Raw genomic sequence first — 17898 nt, forward strand, 5'->3', positions numbered from 1 at the left:
TGTAACGGAAAACCGTGACAAGTTTCTCAATGTCTTACTATTTTATTGCTTTTTGGTGGGGAGATGAATCTGTAGAAAGGATCTGTACACTATCGATCTTATGTACGAGAAACACAAGTGTTACGTGGAAGAAATGCATGTGTTGTGCGTGCAAGACACAAACGTCCTGCATGCGCAACACAAGTGTTGTATATCAAAGGGATATGATATTGAAGAATCAGAAGTGACTCAAATCTATCAGCCCGAAGTCAGGGTCCTTTTCCGGCTGCCAGGTACGCACATGAATCACCGGTTCCTTTGGATTGTTCAAGTCTACCATCAGGAACAGATATCCCGTGTCACCGTAGCTGGACGAGAAGTAATCCTGCTTGATCTGAATGCCGTAGATTTCACCTCCTACGCCCGACTTACGAACCTGGTTATCAGCAAATCGCAGATTGATAAATTCCGAGCTGCGGAAGATGTGCTGCAACTTCTTCATATATTCCGACTTTGTCTGGCGGGTGTACTTCACAGCTTGTTTGCTCATGGCCTGTCCCTCGTTGCTGACGGTGTGTTTCAGCACCGAACCGGTAATGATCAGGGCATCGTCGGAGAAAATGCTGTTGATGTAATCGTAGCGTTTCAGAGCATAAGCTGTCTTGTAGCTTTCGAGGAAGTTGATAAGTACGTTGCGCACAGTATCGTTCCAAGACGTTTGATTCATGATATCGTCTACGGCAGGTTTGTTGAGGCCGAAGGAGAGACAGTCTATCTTGCCTTCCTTGTTCAGAGTGAACACGACGTCTTCTACAAACGTGCGCTGGTTGCTCTTGAATTTGAAACTCAGAGGCAGGCTGCGACAGGTTACTTCACCATTGCATTCCAGGAATTTGAATTGCGGTTCGCTGACGATTTTGGCCTGGCCGTATTTGATAAGGCTGTTGAACATATCGTACCCGTTTTTGGTACACAGGTCCTGAATGCCATCGTAGTTGCGGGTACGGATGGAACTTTCCACCTTCTTCATGGTGTCTTCGTAAGCTGCCGATTGCATGGTTGAAAGGAACCGTATGCCATTGTTCGTGGTGGTGGCGCTGTCGGTACCGGCCAGTTGCACGTCTTCGGCTTTCTCAACGCCGGGTTTCGGCTCGTCCCCTTCCAGTTTCAAGGCGCAGTTGCGCATGGCTATGGGGTTGACGGTTCCCATCACTTCGGACAGTTCGTTGTCGATATTTGCTTCACCTTCAAACATATACTCGGTGCGGAGTTGCAGATTACGGGCGTTGGCAAGTACGGGAAGTTCCACGATGCCTGTGCCGTCTTTGGCTGAGAAGATATTGGACCAGTCGCGACCGTCGAAATACGTGTAATCGTAGTTGCGGGCGGGCTGTCCTTTGTAGAGTACTTTGAGGTTGATTGTTTTCAGATCGCCGTCCAGATGGGTGCTTTCCATGCTTACTTTCAGATTGGAGAAGATGTCGTTCATCTGTTTGGGAATCCAGGTGGTGAGTAAGAGATCTTTGCCTTCCTCATCTTTCATGGTGAGGAAGTTGCCGTCGGGATAGCTTTGGAGCAGGACGAGTGCCCAGTAATAGTAGCGCAGGGCGTCGGCTACTTGCGCTTTTTTCTCGGCGCGGATGGCTTCCTGGGCGAAGTCGAGTATCTTTGTCTTGCGCCCGTCGAAGATGCGTTGTATTTCGGCTACTTTGATATAGCGCATGACAACGGCTTCCGGTTCGTTTTGTATCACGATGCGGCGGGTGTTGTTCAGCGTGGCACGCGAGTAGGTGTTGATGACAGATTTGAACGTTTCGTCCACAGTTGCCTTGTCACCATCCGTTCCGCCTTCGGTCAGTTGCTCGAACTTGGAAGATACGTTGGTGGAGATCTGGCTGATGAGTGCTGCAAGTGCTTCATTATCGGCTTTCTTCAGGCTAGCGGCGTTTCCCGTACCCCAGATGTAGTCTTTGCTGGTTTGTATTTCTTCAATTGATTGTCCTTTAGCGGCAAGGGCAATAAATAAGAATGTAACGATGATAAATGCGCTCCTTTTCATGTTGTTGCTTTTCATGTTGTTTCAATTCTTTGCAAAAGTAGAAACTTTTTCTATAATATAACTCAGTTAGTCAGTTATTTTTTGTATTGATTGCGGGACATTTCTTTCGTAGAAAGTATTATCTTTGCACTCCATGACAAACAAACATTGAATGATGATGACAATTTTACGTTTTCTTTATCCTAACCCTGCTTCTGTGTCTGACAGCTTGCTCAAGCCCCGCCGATAAGATGTCGCTGAATTATGAACAATCTCTTTGCCATGCCGGTTCATTGGTATATGCCGGTGCGGTGTATAGTGCCCATGTCGCCGGTGTGGTGGGTGTGCTTATCTGAAAGTTTTAAAAAATGAAGACAAAAGTGAAGGCGCTCAGGATTCTGCAAATAGTCTTGTAGAGTGAGTCTGATTCAGTCGTTACTTCATTATGGCTCGGTCGTTACCTCATTGCCATTCAGTCGTTACTTCATCCCTATTCAGTCGTTACCTTTTTATACCCCCTCTCAGAAGATGTTATGAGGCCGTTTTTCTTGTCCTTTGATTCATTTCCCGGAGAAAAGATTTTGCGTAAAAAAAAGTTATATTTGAACGCTGTGGGTGAATGTTGGATGTTTTTATATTTTATATTTGATAGTTGGATAGCGCTGAAATGATATTTCTCCGCCATTGTAGAGACCTTGAAAAACTAATATCCTTGTTTCTAGTGATTTACCTTTTTCTATTGTAGAGATGGAGCCACTTGCTATAATCTTGTTGAAATTTCCTTTTCTGTTCTTTGTAGAGAAAGCGTTTTTGTAATATATTGTTTTCTAGTTGATTAGGTAAATACGCGGTAGAGGGCCTTTTCTTGTATTCATTGCTTTTCCACCCTAACTTTGCAACATCGAATTTAAGACAAACAAAAGGCATAACTGTTGAGGCCTCACAGTAATAACCTTTAGTTTTTCTGACTGAGATGAAATAACATGAATCTATTTACAATTTAAAATTATTATTATTATGGCATTTTTTAAGAAGAATCAACAGAAAATCAACAATTTGTGGTATCCACATGCTATTACCGTAGGTAAACCGGTTGATACCGATCAGGTTGCTGCTCGTTTATCACAACTTTCCACTGTAACTCCGGGTGATTCCTATGCAGTGATGAAAAATCTGGGAGGTGTATTGGGCGACTATATGGCTCAAGGACGTACCGTAAAAATAGATGGCGTAGGTACATTCTATTATACGGCTGCTACTAATAAAAATGGGGTTGAGTCGGCCGACAAGGTGAGCGCCTCTCAGATTACCGGTGTTCGTGTTCGTTTTATTCCTGAAGTACGCCGCAATAGCAGCAAGAAGGTGACTACCCGTTCCATGGTAGATACCAATATCTTTTGGGAAGAGTGGGGTGGCAACTCTACTAACGGCTCAGCCGGCGGTTCGGGAAATCAAGGCGGTTCCGGTGGTGGCAATCTAGATGAGAATCCGCTGGGCTAAGCGTTTCTGAGGCTTGCATTTGAAGCCTTTATTATTTTTCTTTCAGGCATGGACAACATGGGTCTTCGCTGACAATAAAAAGAAGTCAGTGTATTTATCCATACAGTCCGTGCCTGAAATGTATCATTACACAGGGAATAGAGTCCCCTCTATACTATCGAATATGCGGAACAATTCCTCTTTCGTCTCCGCCCGCAGCATAGCAATACGCGTTTCCCGGAAGTTAGGTATTCCTTTAAATAGCGGGCTTGCTGCCAAATGGCGACGTACATGCAGGATTCCTCTTCTTTCATCCAGCAGATTGACGCTGTCTTCCACTTCCTGGCGCAGCACACCCAGTTTCCACCCGGCACTTAGTGGTGGCAACTCCTCACCTGTTTCCAGATAATGCCTCACCTCCTTGAATATCCACGGGCGGCCAAAGCTGGCACGGCCTATCATGATGGCATCCACTCCATAAAGATCGAAACACTCCTTTGCCCTTTGGGGAGTGGTGACGTCGCCGTTACCAATGATGGGGATATGCATACGCGGATTTTTCTTTACTTCACCGATAAGTGTCCAGTCAGCCTCACCGGTGTACATTTGTGCACGGGTACGACCATGTATGGTGAGTGCGGCAATGCCGCAATCCTGTAATTGCTCTGCCAGTTCCACGATAATCTTGTTGTTCGCATCCCAGCCCAGGCGGGTTTTTACGGTAACCGGTATCTTTACGGCATCTACCACGGCACGGGTAATTTCCAGCATCTTGGGAATATTCTGCAACATACCTGCACCGGCTCCCTTTCCCGCTACACGCTTCACGGGGCAGCCGAAGTTAATATCGAGAATATCCGGACGCGCCTCTTCTACGATGCGGGCGGCTTCCACCATGGTTTCGGTATCTTTGCCGTATATCTGTATGGCTACCGGCCGTTCCTCATCACTGATGTTCAGCTTCTGTTCGGTCTTGCTGACGGAGCGTATCAGGGCATCGGCAGATACGAATTCCGTGTACACCATGTCGGCACCGAACTTCTTGCACATCAACCGGAATGCAGGGTCGGTGACATCCTCCATCGGAGCTAAAAATATGGGGCGTTCGCCCAGGTCTATGTGGCCTATCTTCATGAATCGATTGAACTAAATGATTATTTCGCTGCAAAAATACGGAAAAAAGCCTACCTTTGTATCATTCATTTATTTAACTAATATGGAATTATGAAAAAAGGTTTGGTTTTAGTTGTGATGTGTGTAGCAATGTTGTTTGCTGCCGCACCTTCGGCTTCGGCACAAGCACCGAGTGATGAGTACAAGGCTACATTGGAAAAAATGCTGGAACTATCCGGCTCTATGGCGTCGGCAAAAGCTATGGTGCCACAGATGATTTCTATGTTGAAACAACAGTCATCGGCATCGGCTTCTTTCTGGGACGGTTTTCAGAAGAAATGGGAAGGAAAGTTTGGCAGTAAGCTGGCAGAACTTTACGCTCCCGTTTATCAGAAATATCTGACACTGGATGATTTGAAGAAAATTGTTGCTTTCTATGAATCGCCTGTCGGAAAGAAACTGGGTGCTTCTACTCCTGCCATGATGGCTGAGGGCATGCAAATAGGACAAAAGCTGGGAATGGAGATTGCCACCGAACTTCAACAGGAATTGCAGGCACAGGGAAAGTAAGTTAAAAGCTACGAGCTACGAGTTACAGGCTACAAGTGGCTGCGCTATGTTCCGAAAGGCACTCGTGGCTTGTAACTCGTAGCTCACAAATATATGATTTTATGGATTTAAAGGACTTTGAAATCATGGCCCCTGTCGGCTCGCGCGAATCACTTGCGGCAGCCATCCAGGCAGGTGCCGATTCCATCTATTTCGGTATTGAAAACCTGAATATGCGGGCCCGTTCGGCTAATACCTTCACTATTGAAGACCTTCGGGAAATAGCGCAGACGTGCGATGAGCACGGCATGAAGAGTTATCTTACCGTTAACACTATTATTTACGATCAGGACTTGGCATTGATGCGCACTATCGTAGATGCGGCCAAGTCGGCGGGTATCTCTGCGGTGATTGCGGCGGACGTAGCTGTGATGAGCTATGCGCGGCAGATCGGTCAGGAGGTACACCTCAGTACACAACTGAATATCTCGAATGTGGAGGCCCTGCGCTTCTACGCACAATTTGCCGATGTTGTGGTGCTGGCACGCGAGTTGAATCTGGAACAGGTAGCGGAGATTTACCGTCATATCTGTGAGGAGAATATCTGTGGTCCCGGCGGAAAGCCTATTCGTATCGAAATGTTCTGTCACGGTGCTCTCTGCATGGCAGTGTCGGGAAAATGCTATCTTTCTCTGCACGAGATGAACCACTCTGCCAACCGGGGTGCCTGCATGCAGGTGTGCCGTCGCTCTTACACGGTGCGTGATAAGGAGACGGATGTGGAACTGGATGTGGACAACCAATATATCATGTCTCCCAAAGACCTGAAGACCATCCACTTTATGAATAAGATGCTGGATGCAGGCGTGCGCGTGTTCAAGATAGAAGGACGTGCCCGTGGTCCGGAGTATGTCCGAACGGTAGTGGAATGTTACAAAGAAGCCATCCGTTCTTACCTGGACGACACATTTACAGATGAAAAGATAGCTGCATGGGATGAACGTCTGAAGACTGTATTCAATCGTGGTTTCTGGGATGGGTATTACCTTGGACAACGTCTGGGAGAATGGACGAAGAACTACGGATCGGCCGCTACGGAACGGAAGATATATGTAGGTAAGGGCATCAGATACTTCTCTAATATCGGTGTTGCCGAGTTCCTGGTAGAAGCTGCCGAACTGAATGTGGGAGACAAGTTGCTGATTACAGGTCCCACTACAGGAGCAGTATTCACTACGCTTGATGAAGCCCGTGTAGACCTGAAACCGGTGCAAACCGTGAAGAAAGGACAGCATTTCTCGATGAAAGCGGACAAAATACGTCCTAGTGACAAACTTTATAAGCTGGTTTCTACAGAAGAACTGAAGAAGTTCAAGGGACTGGATATTGAGAAAACACGTGGATGATACACTTTTGATACAGTTATATTGAATATGGAAAAGTATATCTATGAGTTAGAGATGAAGGTGCGCGATTACGAGTGTGATCTGCAAGGCATTGTGAATAATGCAAATTACCAGCACTATCTGGAGCATACCCGTCATGAGTTTCTGCTATCTACCGGTGTCAGTTTTGCGGGATTGCACGAACAGGGAGTCGACCCCGTAGTGGCACGTATCAACATGGCGTTTAAAACTCCTCTGAAGAGCGGTGATGAGTTTATTTCCAAACTCTACATGAAAAAAGAAGGCATCAAGTATGTTTTTTATCAGGATATTTTTCGGAAGAGTGATGATAAAGTAGTCATAAAAGCAACAGTCGAAACGGTGTGTCTGGTGAATGGACGACTGAGTGACAGTAAGCTTTTTGATGAGATATTTGAGGCATACCTCTAAAATATCACCACAGAGTAACACTGAGTCTCACAGAGGTAATTATTCACATTAAAAAAATAAAACTCTGTGAGACTCAGTGTTACTCTGTGGTGAGTTTAAAATATAACCATGAACAACGACGAACGAATTTGCAGTATAGCCCTCACGCTTTGCCCCGGTATAGGACATATCGGGGCAAAACGTTTAATAGACGGTATTGGAAGTGCCGCCGGAGTCTTTTCTCAGCGTAAAGAACTGCCAGAATTGCTCCCTGGTGTGAACCCTACTATAGTCACTGCCCTTGATAATCCTGCCGCTTTCCTGCGTGCCGAACACGAAATGGAGTTCGTGGAGAAGAATCGCCTCACTTGTCTGACTCTCAAAGATGAAGCTTATCCGTCCCGTTTGCGCGAGTGTGAAGACGCTCCGGTCGTCCTCTTCTTCAAAGGACATACCGATTTCAATCGTCTTCGCGTCATCAATATGGTCGGTACTCGTAATGCCACAGAGTATGGCAAGCAATTCTGTGTAGATTTCCTGCGTGATCTTTCCTCTCATTATCCTGATGTGCTGGTAGTCAGCGGTCTGGCTTATGGCATCGATATCCATGCCCATCGCGCTGCTTTGGCAAACAACCTTTCCACCGTGGCTGTCCTTGCTCACGGACTGGACCGTATCTATCCTTATGTTCACCGTAAAACTGCCATTGATATGTTGGATAACGGTGGACTCCTTACCGAATACCTCACCGAAACTAATCCCGACCGGCATAACTTTGTCAGTCGTAACCGTATTGTGGCAGGTATGACTGACGCAACCATCGTTGTAGAGTCTGCCTCCAAAGGTGGTTCGCTGATTACGGCAGACCTTGCTGTAGACTATCATCGCGATTGTTTCGCTGTTCCCGGTCGTGCCACCGATCCCTTGTCTATGGGCTGTAACCAACTGATACGTGATAATAAAGCAGCTCTCATCCAGTCTGCCGATGATTTTATGCGAGCGATGGGTTGGACTGCCGAAGAGGAAACAGCCAAACATGAGGGCATCCAACGCAGTCTCTTTCTTGAACTGACAGAGGAAGAAGAACTTGTGGTCGGCATCCTTACACGTCTGGGCGACCTGCATATCAACGTATTGGTAGTGGAATCCAATATTCCGGTGAATCGTATGACAGCTCTGCTTTTTGAACTGGAAATGAAGGGCGTGGTGCGGGCATTGGTGGGTGGGGTCTATCATTTATTAACATAAGCCACCCCTTAGAATGATATTTTTTCATATCTTTGTTCCCACAACCAGTCATAACGCTATGAAGTACCTGTCCTTTTTTATACTTCTGTTTATTGGAGAACTGTCCGTAAGCGCACAGCACATGTTCTCCAGACAATTTCCATTCTTCAACCAACTCTCTTCCAATGAGATTTTCAGTATTCATCAGGATAGGGAAGGATACTTCTGGATAGGTACCACGAATGGCCTGGCACGTTATGACGGCTATCAGTTAAATACATTCCGTACAGACTATAAAAATCAGAATCTGCTGACTGACAATGGAATTACTGCTATTAATGACAATGATCTGTATGTATGGATCGGTACGTGGAAAGGGCTGAACCTGTATAATAAGCAGACCTGTCGGATTACTCCTTTCTCAGATGCACGGCTTCTGGATAAGGTGGTGGATGCCATAACAGTGGACAAGGATGGGAATGTTTGGGTAAGCGCCGGTGGAGTGATATACCGATGCGATTCTACCGCGCATATTATAAAGGAGTATGAAGTTGGAAATATTCAGGAGGGATATGCTATCAGCAATATCTACGCAGACCAGCAAAAGCAACTTTGGGCAGTGGGATCACGGGGTATATTCAGATATGAGCCCGAAACCGATTCTTTTTTCCGTTATCCGCCACTGGGTAACGGACATACCGCATATATTATGCATCAGGATAGTTCCGGTAACTACTGGATCGGCACATGGGGGGAAGGTTTGTGGCAATTCTTTCCCAATGCACAGAAAGGAGGACACTATAAGAAACATAATATAGCTGCTTCGAACAATAAAGAAACCGGCGTTGAATCCATTCTTTTCAGTATAGAGCAGGATGATACGTTTGGCTATCTCTGGTTGCTTTCGTACGCTGGGCTCCATGCGTTTAAATACACAGATGCGGGAATACTGGAAAAGGTGGATATAAATCATCTGGTTGATACGCACATGATGTATACCCGGATATGCAAGGACAGGGAGGGCAATCTGTGGTTGCCTTCGTATGATATGGCGTACACTATCTTTTTTGATAATTCGAACATTGACAATTATCTTCTTCCGCAATTGAAGGAAGAGATGGGATGGGATGCCAATGTCTTGAACCTTTGCCAGGGAAGTGACAGCACCATGTGGTTCAGGCAGGATAGGTACGAATTGTGTATGTACGATTTCTCACGGGATATGTTTGCCGGTACAGGCATAGGTGAGGTTAATGCCATTATCAGATCTCTTCATAAACCCGGTGTCTGGGTCAACCTGAGTCAGACTCCGCACGTGATGAGGCTGACGCAACGGAACATGAAGGTGAGGGTAGAAGAAGACATTAATATAGGCGGAGTTACAGGATTGGTTGAGGATAAGGATGGTAATCTGTGGATATCCAAGTGGACGGATATAAATGTGAAACGTCCTGATAAAGATGACTTGGTAGTCTCGGGTAGTGACGTTCCGGTAATGACTTCCCTGTTCAATGATGTAAAGGGAGAAATTTTAGGGTTGTCTCACGAGAGCAAAATCTATCGGCTGAGTTGTGCCGACGGGCGGATTACCTGTGAACTGAAAGACAGTATTTCTTCTCTTTTGGAAAAGGAAGAAGTGAACAGTGTCTGCATTGACCGGAAAGGACGGCTGTGGCTGAACACTACTTTGGGAAGAATACTGCGGTCTGACGAAACGATGCATAAGTTTGAAAATGTATCACTGGATAATGAGATAGATGACTGTACTGTATTAGGATTACTTTCCGATAAGAACAGTGTGTGGATTATCACCAATAAGAAAGTACTTCAATATAATATTGATTCGCAGACTTTTCAGCACTATTCTACTGTTGATGATAACATTATGGTAGATGTTTTCAGGTATAAGGCTATCAGCCTGGACGGTTGGGGCGGACTCTATGTAGGCGGACATCGCGGATTCATACATATTCGTCCCGGTAATGCATCGGCGGTGAACAGGGTTCCTACGAGCTTGCATATCACAGATGTCAAAGTTGAAGACAAAAGTATCTTCTTCGGCAATGCGGAAGCCTCGGGAGAGAATACGATACATAAGATTTTCCTTGGTCCGGATGACCGGAATATTGAGATTTTCTTTTCTTCGCTTTTGTATTCGCTGAATGCGGGATGTCGCATAGCGTATCAGTTGGAGGGGGTGGATCATTATTGGATCTATTCGGATACCAACAGAAATTCCGCCTTCTATAACCACCTGCCGAAGGGAACGTATAAACTCCGTTTGAAGTTGGAATATGAGCGGGGCAAGTGGACTGAAGGCGAAGTATTGCTGACCATTGTGAAAGAGCCTGCCTTCTATGAAACCTGGTTTGCATATCTTGTTTATGTCATTCTCATCGGATTGTGCTTCTATGTGGTAATCCGGCTTTATATGCGTCGCATTAAACTGAAGAGTGAAGTGAGATTGCAGGAAGAACTGACGCGTACCAAGCTGACTTACTTCACCAATGTTTCCCATGAGTTGCTGACACCGCTTACCGTCATATCCTGCATATCGGATTATCTGGATCAGAAGGTTCCTGCCGTGCGACAGCAGTCCGTCATGCTCAAGGCTAATGCGGAGAAGTTGAAGCGACTGATACAGCAAGTGCTTGATTTCCGCAAGATGGATGTGGGGAAACTGAAACTGAACGTTTCGGAAGGAGATATCCGTGAGTTTGTCCTGAACATCTGCCAGGTAAACTTCCAACCGCTTGCATTGAAGAAGAACATCACGCTGGATACTCGTTTTGAAGCGGAGGAAGCACATGGTTATGTGGATTTTGATAAGCTGGATAAGATATTGCATAATTTGCTGTCCAATGCCATGAAGTATACTCCTGAGAACAGGCGTATCACTGTTGATGTACGAGTAGTGAATGAAGCGGAACATCGGATATTGGTGTTGAAAGTGGAAGATGAGGGCATTGGTATTTCTGAGAAAGAACTGGAACAGATATTCATCCGTTTCTATAACAGTAAGAAGAACCGGGGAATCGAGTCGAACGGAATCGGTCTCTCGCTAACGAAAGATTTGATAACCTTGCATCATGGCCTTATCACCGTGGAAAGCGTTTTAGGACAAGGCTCTTGTTTCACTGTAAAGCTGCCTGTTGACAAAGAAAGTTACTCTCCGGATGAATTGCTTGATGAGACAATGGTGTTGCAGACCGGTACGGATGATGTGCCCATGGAAGATTATGCCTCGTCTGATGAGGTGGATAAACCGGCTATATTGTTGATTGACGACAATACGGAATTGCTGTTCGTTATGAAAGAGATGTTCAGGGAACGATATACTGTACTGACAGCCGCAGACGGGCAACAAGCCTGGGATAAGTTGAAGAATAATGAGGTGGATGTCGTCATTTGTGATGTCATGTTGCCCGATGCCAATGGTTGGGAACTTTGTGCACGTATGAAGGGTGATTTGCGTTTCAACCATATACCTGTCATCATACTTACGGCTAAGAATGGTATTGAGGACCGTGTTGCCAGCTATGAAGCGGGCGCCGACGGATATATAGCCAAGCCTTTTGAGTTGAAGATACTTTTTGCCCGGGTGGATAACCTTATCCGATCTTCGAAGATGCGTCAGGCGGCTTTCCGTAAGGAAGAGAACCTGAATCTGGAAAGTCTGGCCTATCCCTCGGCGGATAAGCAGTTCCTGCAATCCATCATCAGTAGCATCGAACAACACCTGGAAGAGTCTGAATTCGATCTGGAACAGTTGGCTGCGGAGAAGAATATGTCTAAGTCTACCCTTTACCGTAAGATAAAATCGATGACGGGAATGACTCCTTTGGACTTTATACGGAATATTAAGATGAAGCGTGCCTGCATGATGTTGTTCAGCCGCTCGCATACTATATCCGAGGTGGCGTATGCTGTAGGATTCAACAGCCCCAAATACTTCACCCGGTGCTTCAAGGATGAATTCGGTGTGACGCCGAGTGAATATCTTCAGAAAAACACCCCTTAATTTTTAGTATATAAATGCTACATACAGGGGTAAAATCCTGTTATCAAGGGGTAAATTCGGGTCATGACAGAATCTCTCCCCTTCTATAAATGATTTCTGTACCTTCTTTTTCATAAGATATGAGTTGATTTGTTGTCAGATACCCAAACTTAAATCAAACATAGTTATGAAGAACCTCAGTATCCGTCATGGAAAATCATCCGGAAACAAATCAGTACTATTACTTACTGTATTAGCATTAGGCGCCGGATTCTCTTCTTTGTCTGCCCAGACAAATGCCGCAAGTGATCAGATAACGGCACAACCTGCTGCTGACCGCATTGTACCTTTCCGCCTCAGTGAACAAGGAGTAGTCCGCCCTGTGGAATGGGGATTGGATACGGCTTGGGAAGATGAGGGAAATATCCGCCGTGGCCAGGGATTTATGGAAACAGTAGATATAGTGCGCGTTTCTTTTCGCCCCACTGATCCCATTGTGGATGGAGATTTGGGAGCTGATCAGAAAGAACATATACAAACACGACTTGGTTTACTGGACTTTGTCTCTCCTAAACCCAAGTTAGCTATAAATAGCGATCACCCTAAGATTGACGATTCTTATAAAGGTAACGCCCAGGCTTGGGCTCAGATGATGGATTTGCATACTCGTTATTTTCAGGATGCAGGATACGAGGTGATTTCAGTGGCTCCATTTAATGAACCGGATTATACCTATACAGGACAAGGCACTAAAGCGGATTTCTATAAGATTGCTGTGGAGTTGAGAGCGAATCCCCGTTTCGAGAATATTCGGATTTGTGGGGGAAATACTCTGAATTGTGATGAAGCACTGCCGTGGTATAACTACCTCAAAGAGCAACTTGATGAGGGAAATACCCATCAGCTTGCCGGTGAATTCAATGGTTACGCTGATTTCTACGAGACGGTTCGCAAGGATGGAAAAATGGCCATGAATGATGAGATGCACAACGTGATGGAGGCGATGGTGGGTCTGGAGTATGGGTTGCAGACCGGTATCTGGTGGGGAAGTGCGGAGTATGCCCGTGGTGAATTCTGCAAGATTAGCCGGGGTGGAGAACGGCTGGCATATGCTGAACATCGTCCTAATTGGACGGCAGCTTCTGTCTATCGGTCTAAGGATGGCAGTAAGGTTCAGGCTTTTGGAGGCGTTTCGGAACGTCAGGCTAAAACGACAACCTATCGTTTTGTATCCAAAGAGAAGGATGTATTCTATGACGGATATGGTCCGCAGCGTGAGTTCTATTTGGAAATGCCCGGAGGAATTTCTTATCAGGACAAAGAACAGCAGAATGCCGAACGGGTGGTCAATATTACTTGGGGAGAAGATATTCAGCCGGTGATAGACGGACAGTATGTACTGATAAACCGGAGTACTCAGCGGGCAGTTGAAATAACCCAGGGCAACACGGCGGAGGGCACCAACGTGAAGACCGGAAAGTTTGACGCTTCCAAGGCTTATCAGCGTTGGTATGTCCGTCCGGTTTCCAGCCGTATCGGTGGAGATTTCAGCTATTTCTGTATTACGTCTCCCATAAATGGGATGTCATTCGACATCTGGAATTGGTCGTTGGAGGACGGTGGGAATATCGCCATCTATGGTGCCAGTAATGGCAGCAATCAGCAGTGGGCATTGGAGTATGCCGGAGATGGATGGTTTTATATCCGTAGTCGCCACAGTGCTTTGTATTTGGAAGAAGGAGAGGACGCTTTCAATGTGCAGCAAGGTACGAAAAAAGGAAGTAATGATGAACGGCTGCAATGGCGTCTGGTACCTGCCCCGGCTTCTAAAATTGAAATCAAATCTTTAGCTACTCCAACCGGACTGACGACGGAAAGGCAATCTGCATCTGTTTTGTTGAAGTGGAACAAACAATCCGATGCTACAGAATACACTGTGCTACGTTCCGAAACATCCGGTGGAGCTTACGAGATCATTGCGCGTAATGTAAAAGAAACCAGTTTTGTAGATCATAAGGCCTTAGCGGGGAAGAGCTATTATTACACGGTGAAAGCCAATGATAATTGTCTGAACAGTTCGCCGAAGTCACAGGAAGTAACTGCCACTATTACTGATGTGCATGCCTTAGTAGCACATTATGCTTTTGATGGAGATTTACTGGACGAGACGGAAAATTTGAATCATGGTGCATCCCTGAAAAAAGCAACGTTTACTGATGGAAAAATAAACAAAGCTGTACAACTTAACGGCTCAACGGAATTTCTGCAATTACCCACGGATATTGCCAATCATCAGAATCTGACAGTTTCTACTTGGGTGAAGTGGGATGGTGGTGCAGACTGGCAACGTGTCTTCGACTTTGGTAGTGGTGAAGATCAATATATGTTCCTTACTTATAGTTCCAATATACAGTCTCTTCGTTTTGCAATGAAAAACGGTGCGGAAGAACAGGCTCTGGAAACCGTTTTACCTTCCCCCATACGCATTGACAATTGGGTACATTTGGCATTAACTATCGGAGAAGCGGAGGTACGGATTTATGTGAATGGAGAACTGGCTGTTTCATCCGGGGATATTACTATCCGTCCGATGGATATCCGTCCCTGTCTGAACTATATCGGTCGTAGTCAGTTTGTATCCGATCCGATGTTTAAAGGAAGTATCGATGATTTCAGAGTTTATAATTATGAGTTATCAGCAGAGGATATAAAGAAAGTAGCCCAGGGGGAATCGGTAGGTATCATTACTTTGCAGATTTCCGATGATGAATTGTTTATCGGCCCTTTGCCTGCCGATCAGAAACTACAGGTTACTTATACACCTGCCCAGCCATCGGGTAGAGTATCTCTCAGTATTTATAATATGCAGGGAGTTCCGGTACTTTCTCATGAGGCGGCTGGTTCCGGTGTTACTACGTTGGATGTATCCGGACTCCCTACCGGTCTATATCTGTTGAGGCTTGTTGATAACAACCGGTCAGTTACACGTAAGTTTGCAGTGAGGCATTAAATAAGTAGGGTATAAAATCCTTTCATCAGGGTATAAAAACGTTTCATGAAAGGATTTTGCCCCTTCGATAACCTGTTTTTGTGCCTATCTTCTAATTAAATATCACTTGCTTTGCCCTTGGATAATTAAACTTAGATCATATTAGTATTATGAGAACAGTAAGCAAATTACTTCTTTCTTGTGTGATGTTATTCACATTATTGCCGGACGCTGCGCTTCATGCATCCGACCGGAAGACTCTTTTTGACAGTAACTGGAAATTTCATTTAGGCATCGTAGCCAATGCCGAACAACCGGAATATAATGATAGTCGTTGGAGAGTTCTTGATCTTCCCCATGACTGGAGCGTTGAACCATTGTCTTTTCAAAAACAAGGCATTACTACCGGCCCTTTCTCTCGCATGAGCGAAGGTGACATCGATACGGGACAGACCGTTGGCGGTGAAGGCTGGTACAGAAAAGAACTCACTCTTGCAGGAAGCGATGCTGATAAACGTATTGTCCTCTATTTTGAAGGAGTATACAATCAGTCCGAGCTATGGATCAATGGTAAGAAAGCCAACTACAATGTTTATGGATATACCTCTTATCGTGTAGACATCACTCCTTATCTGAATGCTCCCGGTACTCCGAACGTGATTGCCATGAAAGTGGTGAACGCCGGACGCAATAGTCGCTGGTATGCCGGTTCGGGCATCTTCCGCCATGTATGGTTGATAAAAACAAATAAACTCTATCTGGATAAATGGGATACTTTCGTCAATGCTTCCGAACTGCAGAAAAAGGAAGCTGTGATTAAATTATCTACTATTGTACATAACGAGGGCCTGCAAAATCAATCAGGTAAAATAGGTATTAAAATATATTCGCCTGCCGGAAACGAAGTGTTTTCTACTTCACAGGACGTGATGCTCTCTGAAGGAACTCCGGTGGCCACATCTTTCTCTCTTAAAAAGCCCGAGTTATGGTCAATAGATACCCCTGTGCTCTATACAGCGGAAGTATCCCTCTCTTCAGACGGAAAGGAATATGATAAGATATCTGTTCCTTTTGGTATCCGCACCCTTTCTTTCTCTGCTGAGAAAGGTTTCCTGCTGAATGGTAAGCCGATGAAGCTGAAAGGCGGTTGTATACATCATGATAACGGACTTTTGGGAGCCGCTGCTATTGATCGTGCTGAAGAGCGGAAAGTGGAACTGATGAAAGCTAACGGTTACAATGCCGTCAGATGTGCCCACAATCAAGTATCTGAGCATTTTCTGGATGCTTGCGACAGATTAGGTATGCTGGTGATTCATGAGACCTTTGACCAATGGCAGAAAGCTAAACGCGAGCAGGACTATCATCAGTTCTTCGATGAGTGGAGCGACTGGGATTTGGCTGCATCTGTCCGTCGTGACCGGAATCATCCCTCTATCATTATGTGGAGTATCGGTAACGAGGTAGAGCAACGTGCTGATGAACCTGAGGGAGACTTGATTTCCAAAAGACTGGTGAATACCGTCCGCAAGTACGATACATCCCGTTTCACAACCATCGGTTCCAATGACTTCTGGGACAGACGCCAGTTTAGTTGGGACAAAGATTCCTACCGGATATTCAGGAATTTGGATGTGGCAGGCTACAATTATATCTGGTGGAAATATGAGAGCGATCATGCTGCCTATCCCGATCGTGTGATCTATGGTAGTGAGTCTTATCCGAAAGAAGCTGCCCAGAACTGGAATTTGGTAGAAAAGCATCCTTATGTAATAGGTGATTTCGTGTGGACCGCTATTGACTATCTGGGTGAAGCCGGATTGGCTCATGCCTTGTATCTGAAAGAGGGCGAGCATGATACGCAGTTTATGGGTTGGCCTTGGTATAATGGTTGGTGCGGTGATATTGACCTTTGTGGCGACAAGAAGCCTCAATCTTATTATCGTGATGTGTTGTGGCGCGAGCGTCCCATTACTATGGCAGTCCATGCCCCTGTTCCCGAAGGCAAGAAAGAAGTGGTGAACGGTTGGGGCTGGCCCAATGAGTTGGTGAGTTGGAATTGGACGGGCTGCGAAGGAAAAGTGATGAAAGTAAACGTATACAGCCGTTCTCCGAAAGTGAAACTCTATCTGAACGACAAGCTTATCGGAGAAAAAGAAACGGGTAAAGAGAACTACACAGCTACCTTCGATGTACCCTATGAACCGGGAACTTTGAAAGCAGTGAACTCAAAAGGTAAGGAGGAATTCGTATTAAAGACTACCGGAGACCCTGCGGCTATCCGTTTGATTGCCGACCGCAGTAAAATAAAGGCTTGCAAGAATGATCTTTCCTACGTCAAGATTGAGCTGGTGGACAAGAATGGAAACGTAGTTCCCGAAGCTTCTCTGCCTGTCAAAATCGAATGTACGGGTAAAGGAACCGTCATAGCAGGTGGAAATGCTGCCTATGCCGATATGGAAAGTTTCCGTTCACTTACTCCAAATACATTCAGGGGAAGGGCCATTGCCATCGTTCAGCCTGATGGAGAAAAGGGAGACATACAGGTAAAGGTCTCTGCAAAAGGGTTGGAAGATGCTTCCATAGTAATAACAACCTACTAAAAAGCGATAGTAAGATAAGTTTTGCGAAGAAACTGGCATAAACCTGTATAAGTACTTAGGTATACATTTTCTTGTATATTATCTTTGCAGGGTTTATGCGATTTTTT

At 45.5% G+C, this 17898-nt stretch carries 10 protein-coding genes; 8 read left to right on the top strand and 2 right to left on the bottom strand.

The genetic code is table 11. The annotated features are described in order from the left end of the window. Positions 1-217: 217 nt before the first annotated feature. The gene (locus K6V21_RS06545; RefSeq protein WP_408912865.1) at positions 218-2038 is read right to left on the bottom strand and encodes an LPP20 family lipoprotein; all 1821 of its coding nucleotides are present in this window, start codon (positions 2036-2038) and stop codon (positions 218-220) included. A 996-nt stretch (positions 2039-3034) separates the two neighbouring features. On the opposite strand from K6V21_RS06545, the gene K6V21_RS06550 reads away from it, so the two are divergent. Beyond that, positions 3035-3517: an HU family DNA-binding protein gene (locus K6V21_RS06550; RefSeq protein ID WP_217713064.1), complete on the top strand. Its 483-nt coding sequence runs from the start codon at positions 3035-3037 to the stop codon at positions 3515-3517. 126 nt (positions 3518-3643) lie between these two features. Here the strand turns inward: K6V21_RS06550 and dusB are convergent, their stop codons facing one another. Then, positions 3644-4630: a tRNA dihydrouridine synthase DusB gene (gene dusB / locus K6V21_RS06555; RefSeq protein ID WP_224321285.1), complete on the bottom strand. Its 987-nt coding sequence runs from the start codon at positions 4628-4630 to the stop codon at positions 3644-3646. 90 nt (positions 4631-4720) lie between these two features. On the opposite strand from dusB, the gene K6V21_RS06560 reads away from it, so the two are divergent. The 7 genes from K6V21_RS06560 (at position 4721) to K6V21_RS06590 (ending at position 17791) form a co-directional block, all read left to right on the top strand. Beyond that, positions 4721-5179, top strand: a complete 459-nt coding sequence (locus K6V21_RS06560) for a DUF2059 domain-containing protein (RefSeq protein ID WP_149926140.1) — start codon at positions 4721-4723, stop codon at positions 5177-5179. 101 nt (positions 5180-5280) lie between these two features. After that, positions 5281-6564, top strand: a complete 1284-nt coding sequence (locus K6V21_RS06565) for a peptidase U32 family protein (protein ID WP_044263059.1) — start codon at positions 5281-5283, stop codon at positions 6562-6564. A 27-nt stretch (positions 6565-6591) separates the two neighbouring features. Next, a complete protein-coding gene (locus K6V21_RS06570; protein WP_007211574.1) occupies positions 6592-6993 on the top strand; it encodes an acyl-CoA thioesterase in 402 nt (133 codons plus the stop codon). Positions 6994-7101: 108 nt separating this feature from the next. After that, complete coding sequence (dprA, locus tag K6V21_RS06575; RefSeq protein WP_224321286.1) at positions 7102-8220, top strand: DNA-processing protein DprA; 1119 nt, start codon at positions 7102-7104, stop codon at positions 8218-8220. Positions 8221-8278: 58 nt separating this feature from the next. After that, the gene (locus K6V21_RS06580; protein WP_224321287.1) at positions 8279-12220 is read left to right on the top strand and encodes a hybrid sensor histidine kinase/response regulator transcription factor; all 3942 of its coding nucleotides are present in this window, start codon (positions 8279-8281) and stop codon (positions 12218-12220) included. 166 nt (positions 12221-12386) lie between these two features. Then, positions 12387-15209, top strand: a complete 2823-nt coding sequence (locus K6V21_RS06585) for a LamG-like jellyroll fold domain-containing protein (protein WP_224321288.1) — start codon at positions 12387-12389, stop codon at positions 15207-15209. Positions 15210-15358: 149 nt separating this feature from the next. Continuing rightward, positions 15359-17791 (top strand): glycoside hydrolase family 2 TIM barrel-domain containing protein, encoded by a 2433-nt coding sequence (locus tag K6V21_RS06590; protein ID WP_224321289.1) that lies wholly within the window; start codon positions 15359-15361, stop codon positions 17789-17791. Positions 17792-17898 lie beyond the last annotated feature (107 nt).

The organism is Bacteroides cellulosilyticus, from assembly GCF_020091405.1.
In the GTDB taxonomy this organism is placed as follows: domain Bacteria; phylum Bacteroidota; class Bacteroidia; order Bacteroidales; family Bacteroidaceae; genus Bacteroides.

What these genes read in the sequence shown, in the direction of transcription:
- K6V21_RS06550 (WP_217713064.1), top strand. Translation starts at nt 3,035, where the DNA reads ATGGCATTTTTTAAGAAGAATCAACAGAAAATCAACAATTTGTGGTAT.
- K6V21_RS06590 (WP_224321289.1), top strand. Translation starts at nt 15,359, where the DNA reads ATGAGAACAGTAAGCAAATTACTTCTTTCTTGTGTGATGTTATTCACA.
- K6V21_RS06545 (WP_408912865.1), bottom strand. Translation starts at nt 2,038, where the DNA reads ATGAAAAGGAGCGCATTTATCATCGTTACATTCTTATTTATTGCCCTT.
- K6V21_RS06570 (WP_007211574.1), top strand. Translation starts at nt 6,592, where the DNA reads ATGGAAAAGTATATCTATGAGTTAGAGATGAAGGTGCGCGATTACGAG.
- K6V21_RS06565 (WP_044263059.1), top strand. Translation starts at nt 5,281, where the DNA reads ATGGATTTAAAGGACTTTGAAATCATGGCCCCTGTCGGCTCGCGCGAA.
- K6V21_RS06585 (WP_224321288.1), top strand. Translation starts at nt 12,387, where the DNA reads ATGAAGAACCTCAGTATCCGTCATGGAAAATCATCCGGAAACAAATCA.
- K6V21_RS06580 (WP_224321287.1), top strand. Translation starts at nt 8,279, where the DNA reads ATGAAGTACCTGTCCTTTTTTATACTTCTGTTTATTGGAGAACTGTCC.
- K6V21_RS06560 (WP_149926140.1), top strand. Translation starts at nt 4,721, where the DNA reads ATGAAAAAAGGTTTGGTTTTAGTTGTGATGTGTGTAGCAATGTTGTTT.
- dprA (WP_224321286.1), top strand. Translation starts at nt 7,102, where the DNA reads ATGAACAACGACGAACGAATTTGCAGTATAGCCCTCACGCTTTGCCCC.
- dusB (WP_224321285.1), bottom strand. Translation starts at nt 4,630, where the DNA reads ATGAAGATAGGCCACATAGACCTGGGCGAACGCCCCATATTTTTAGCT.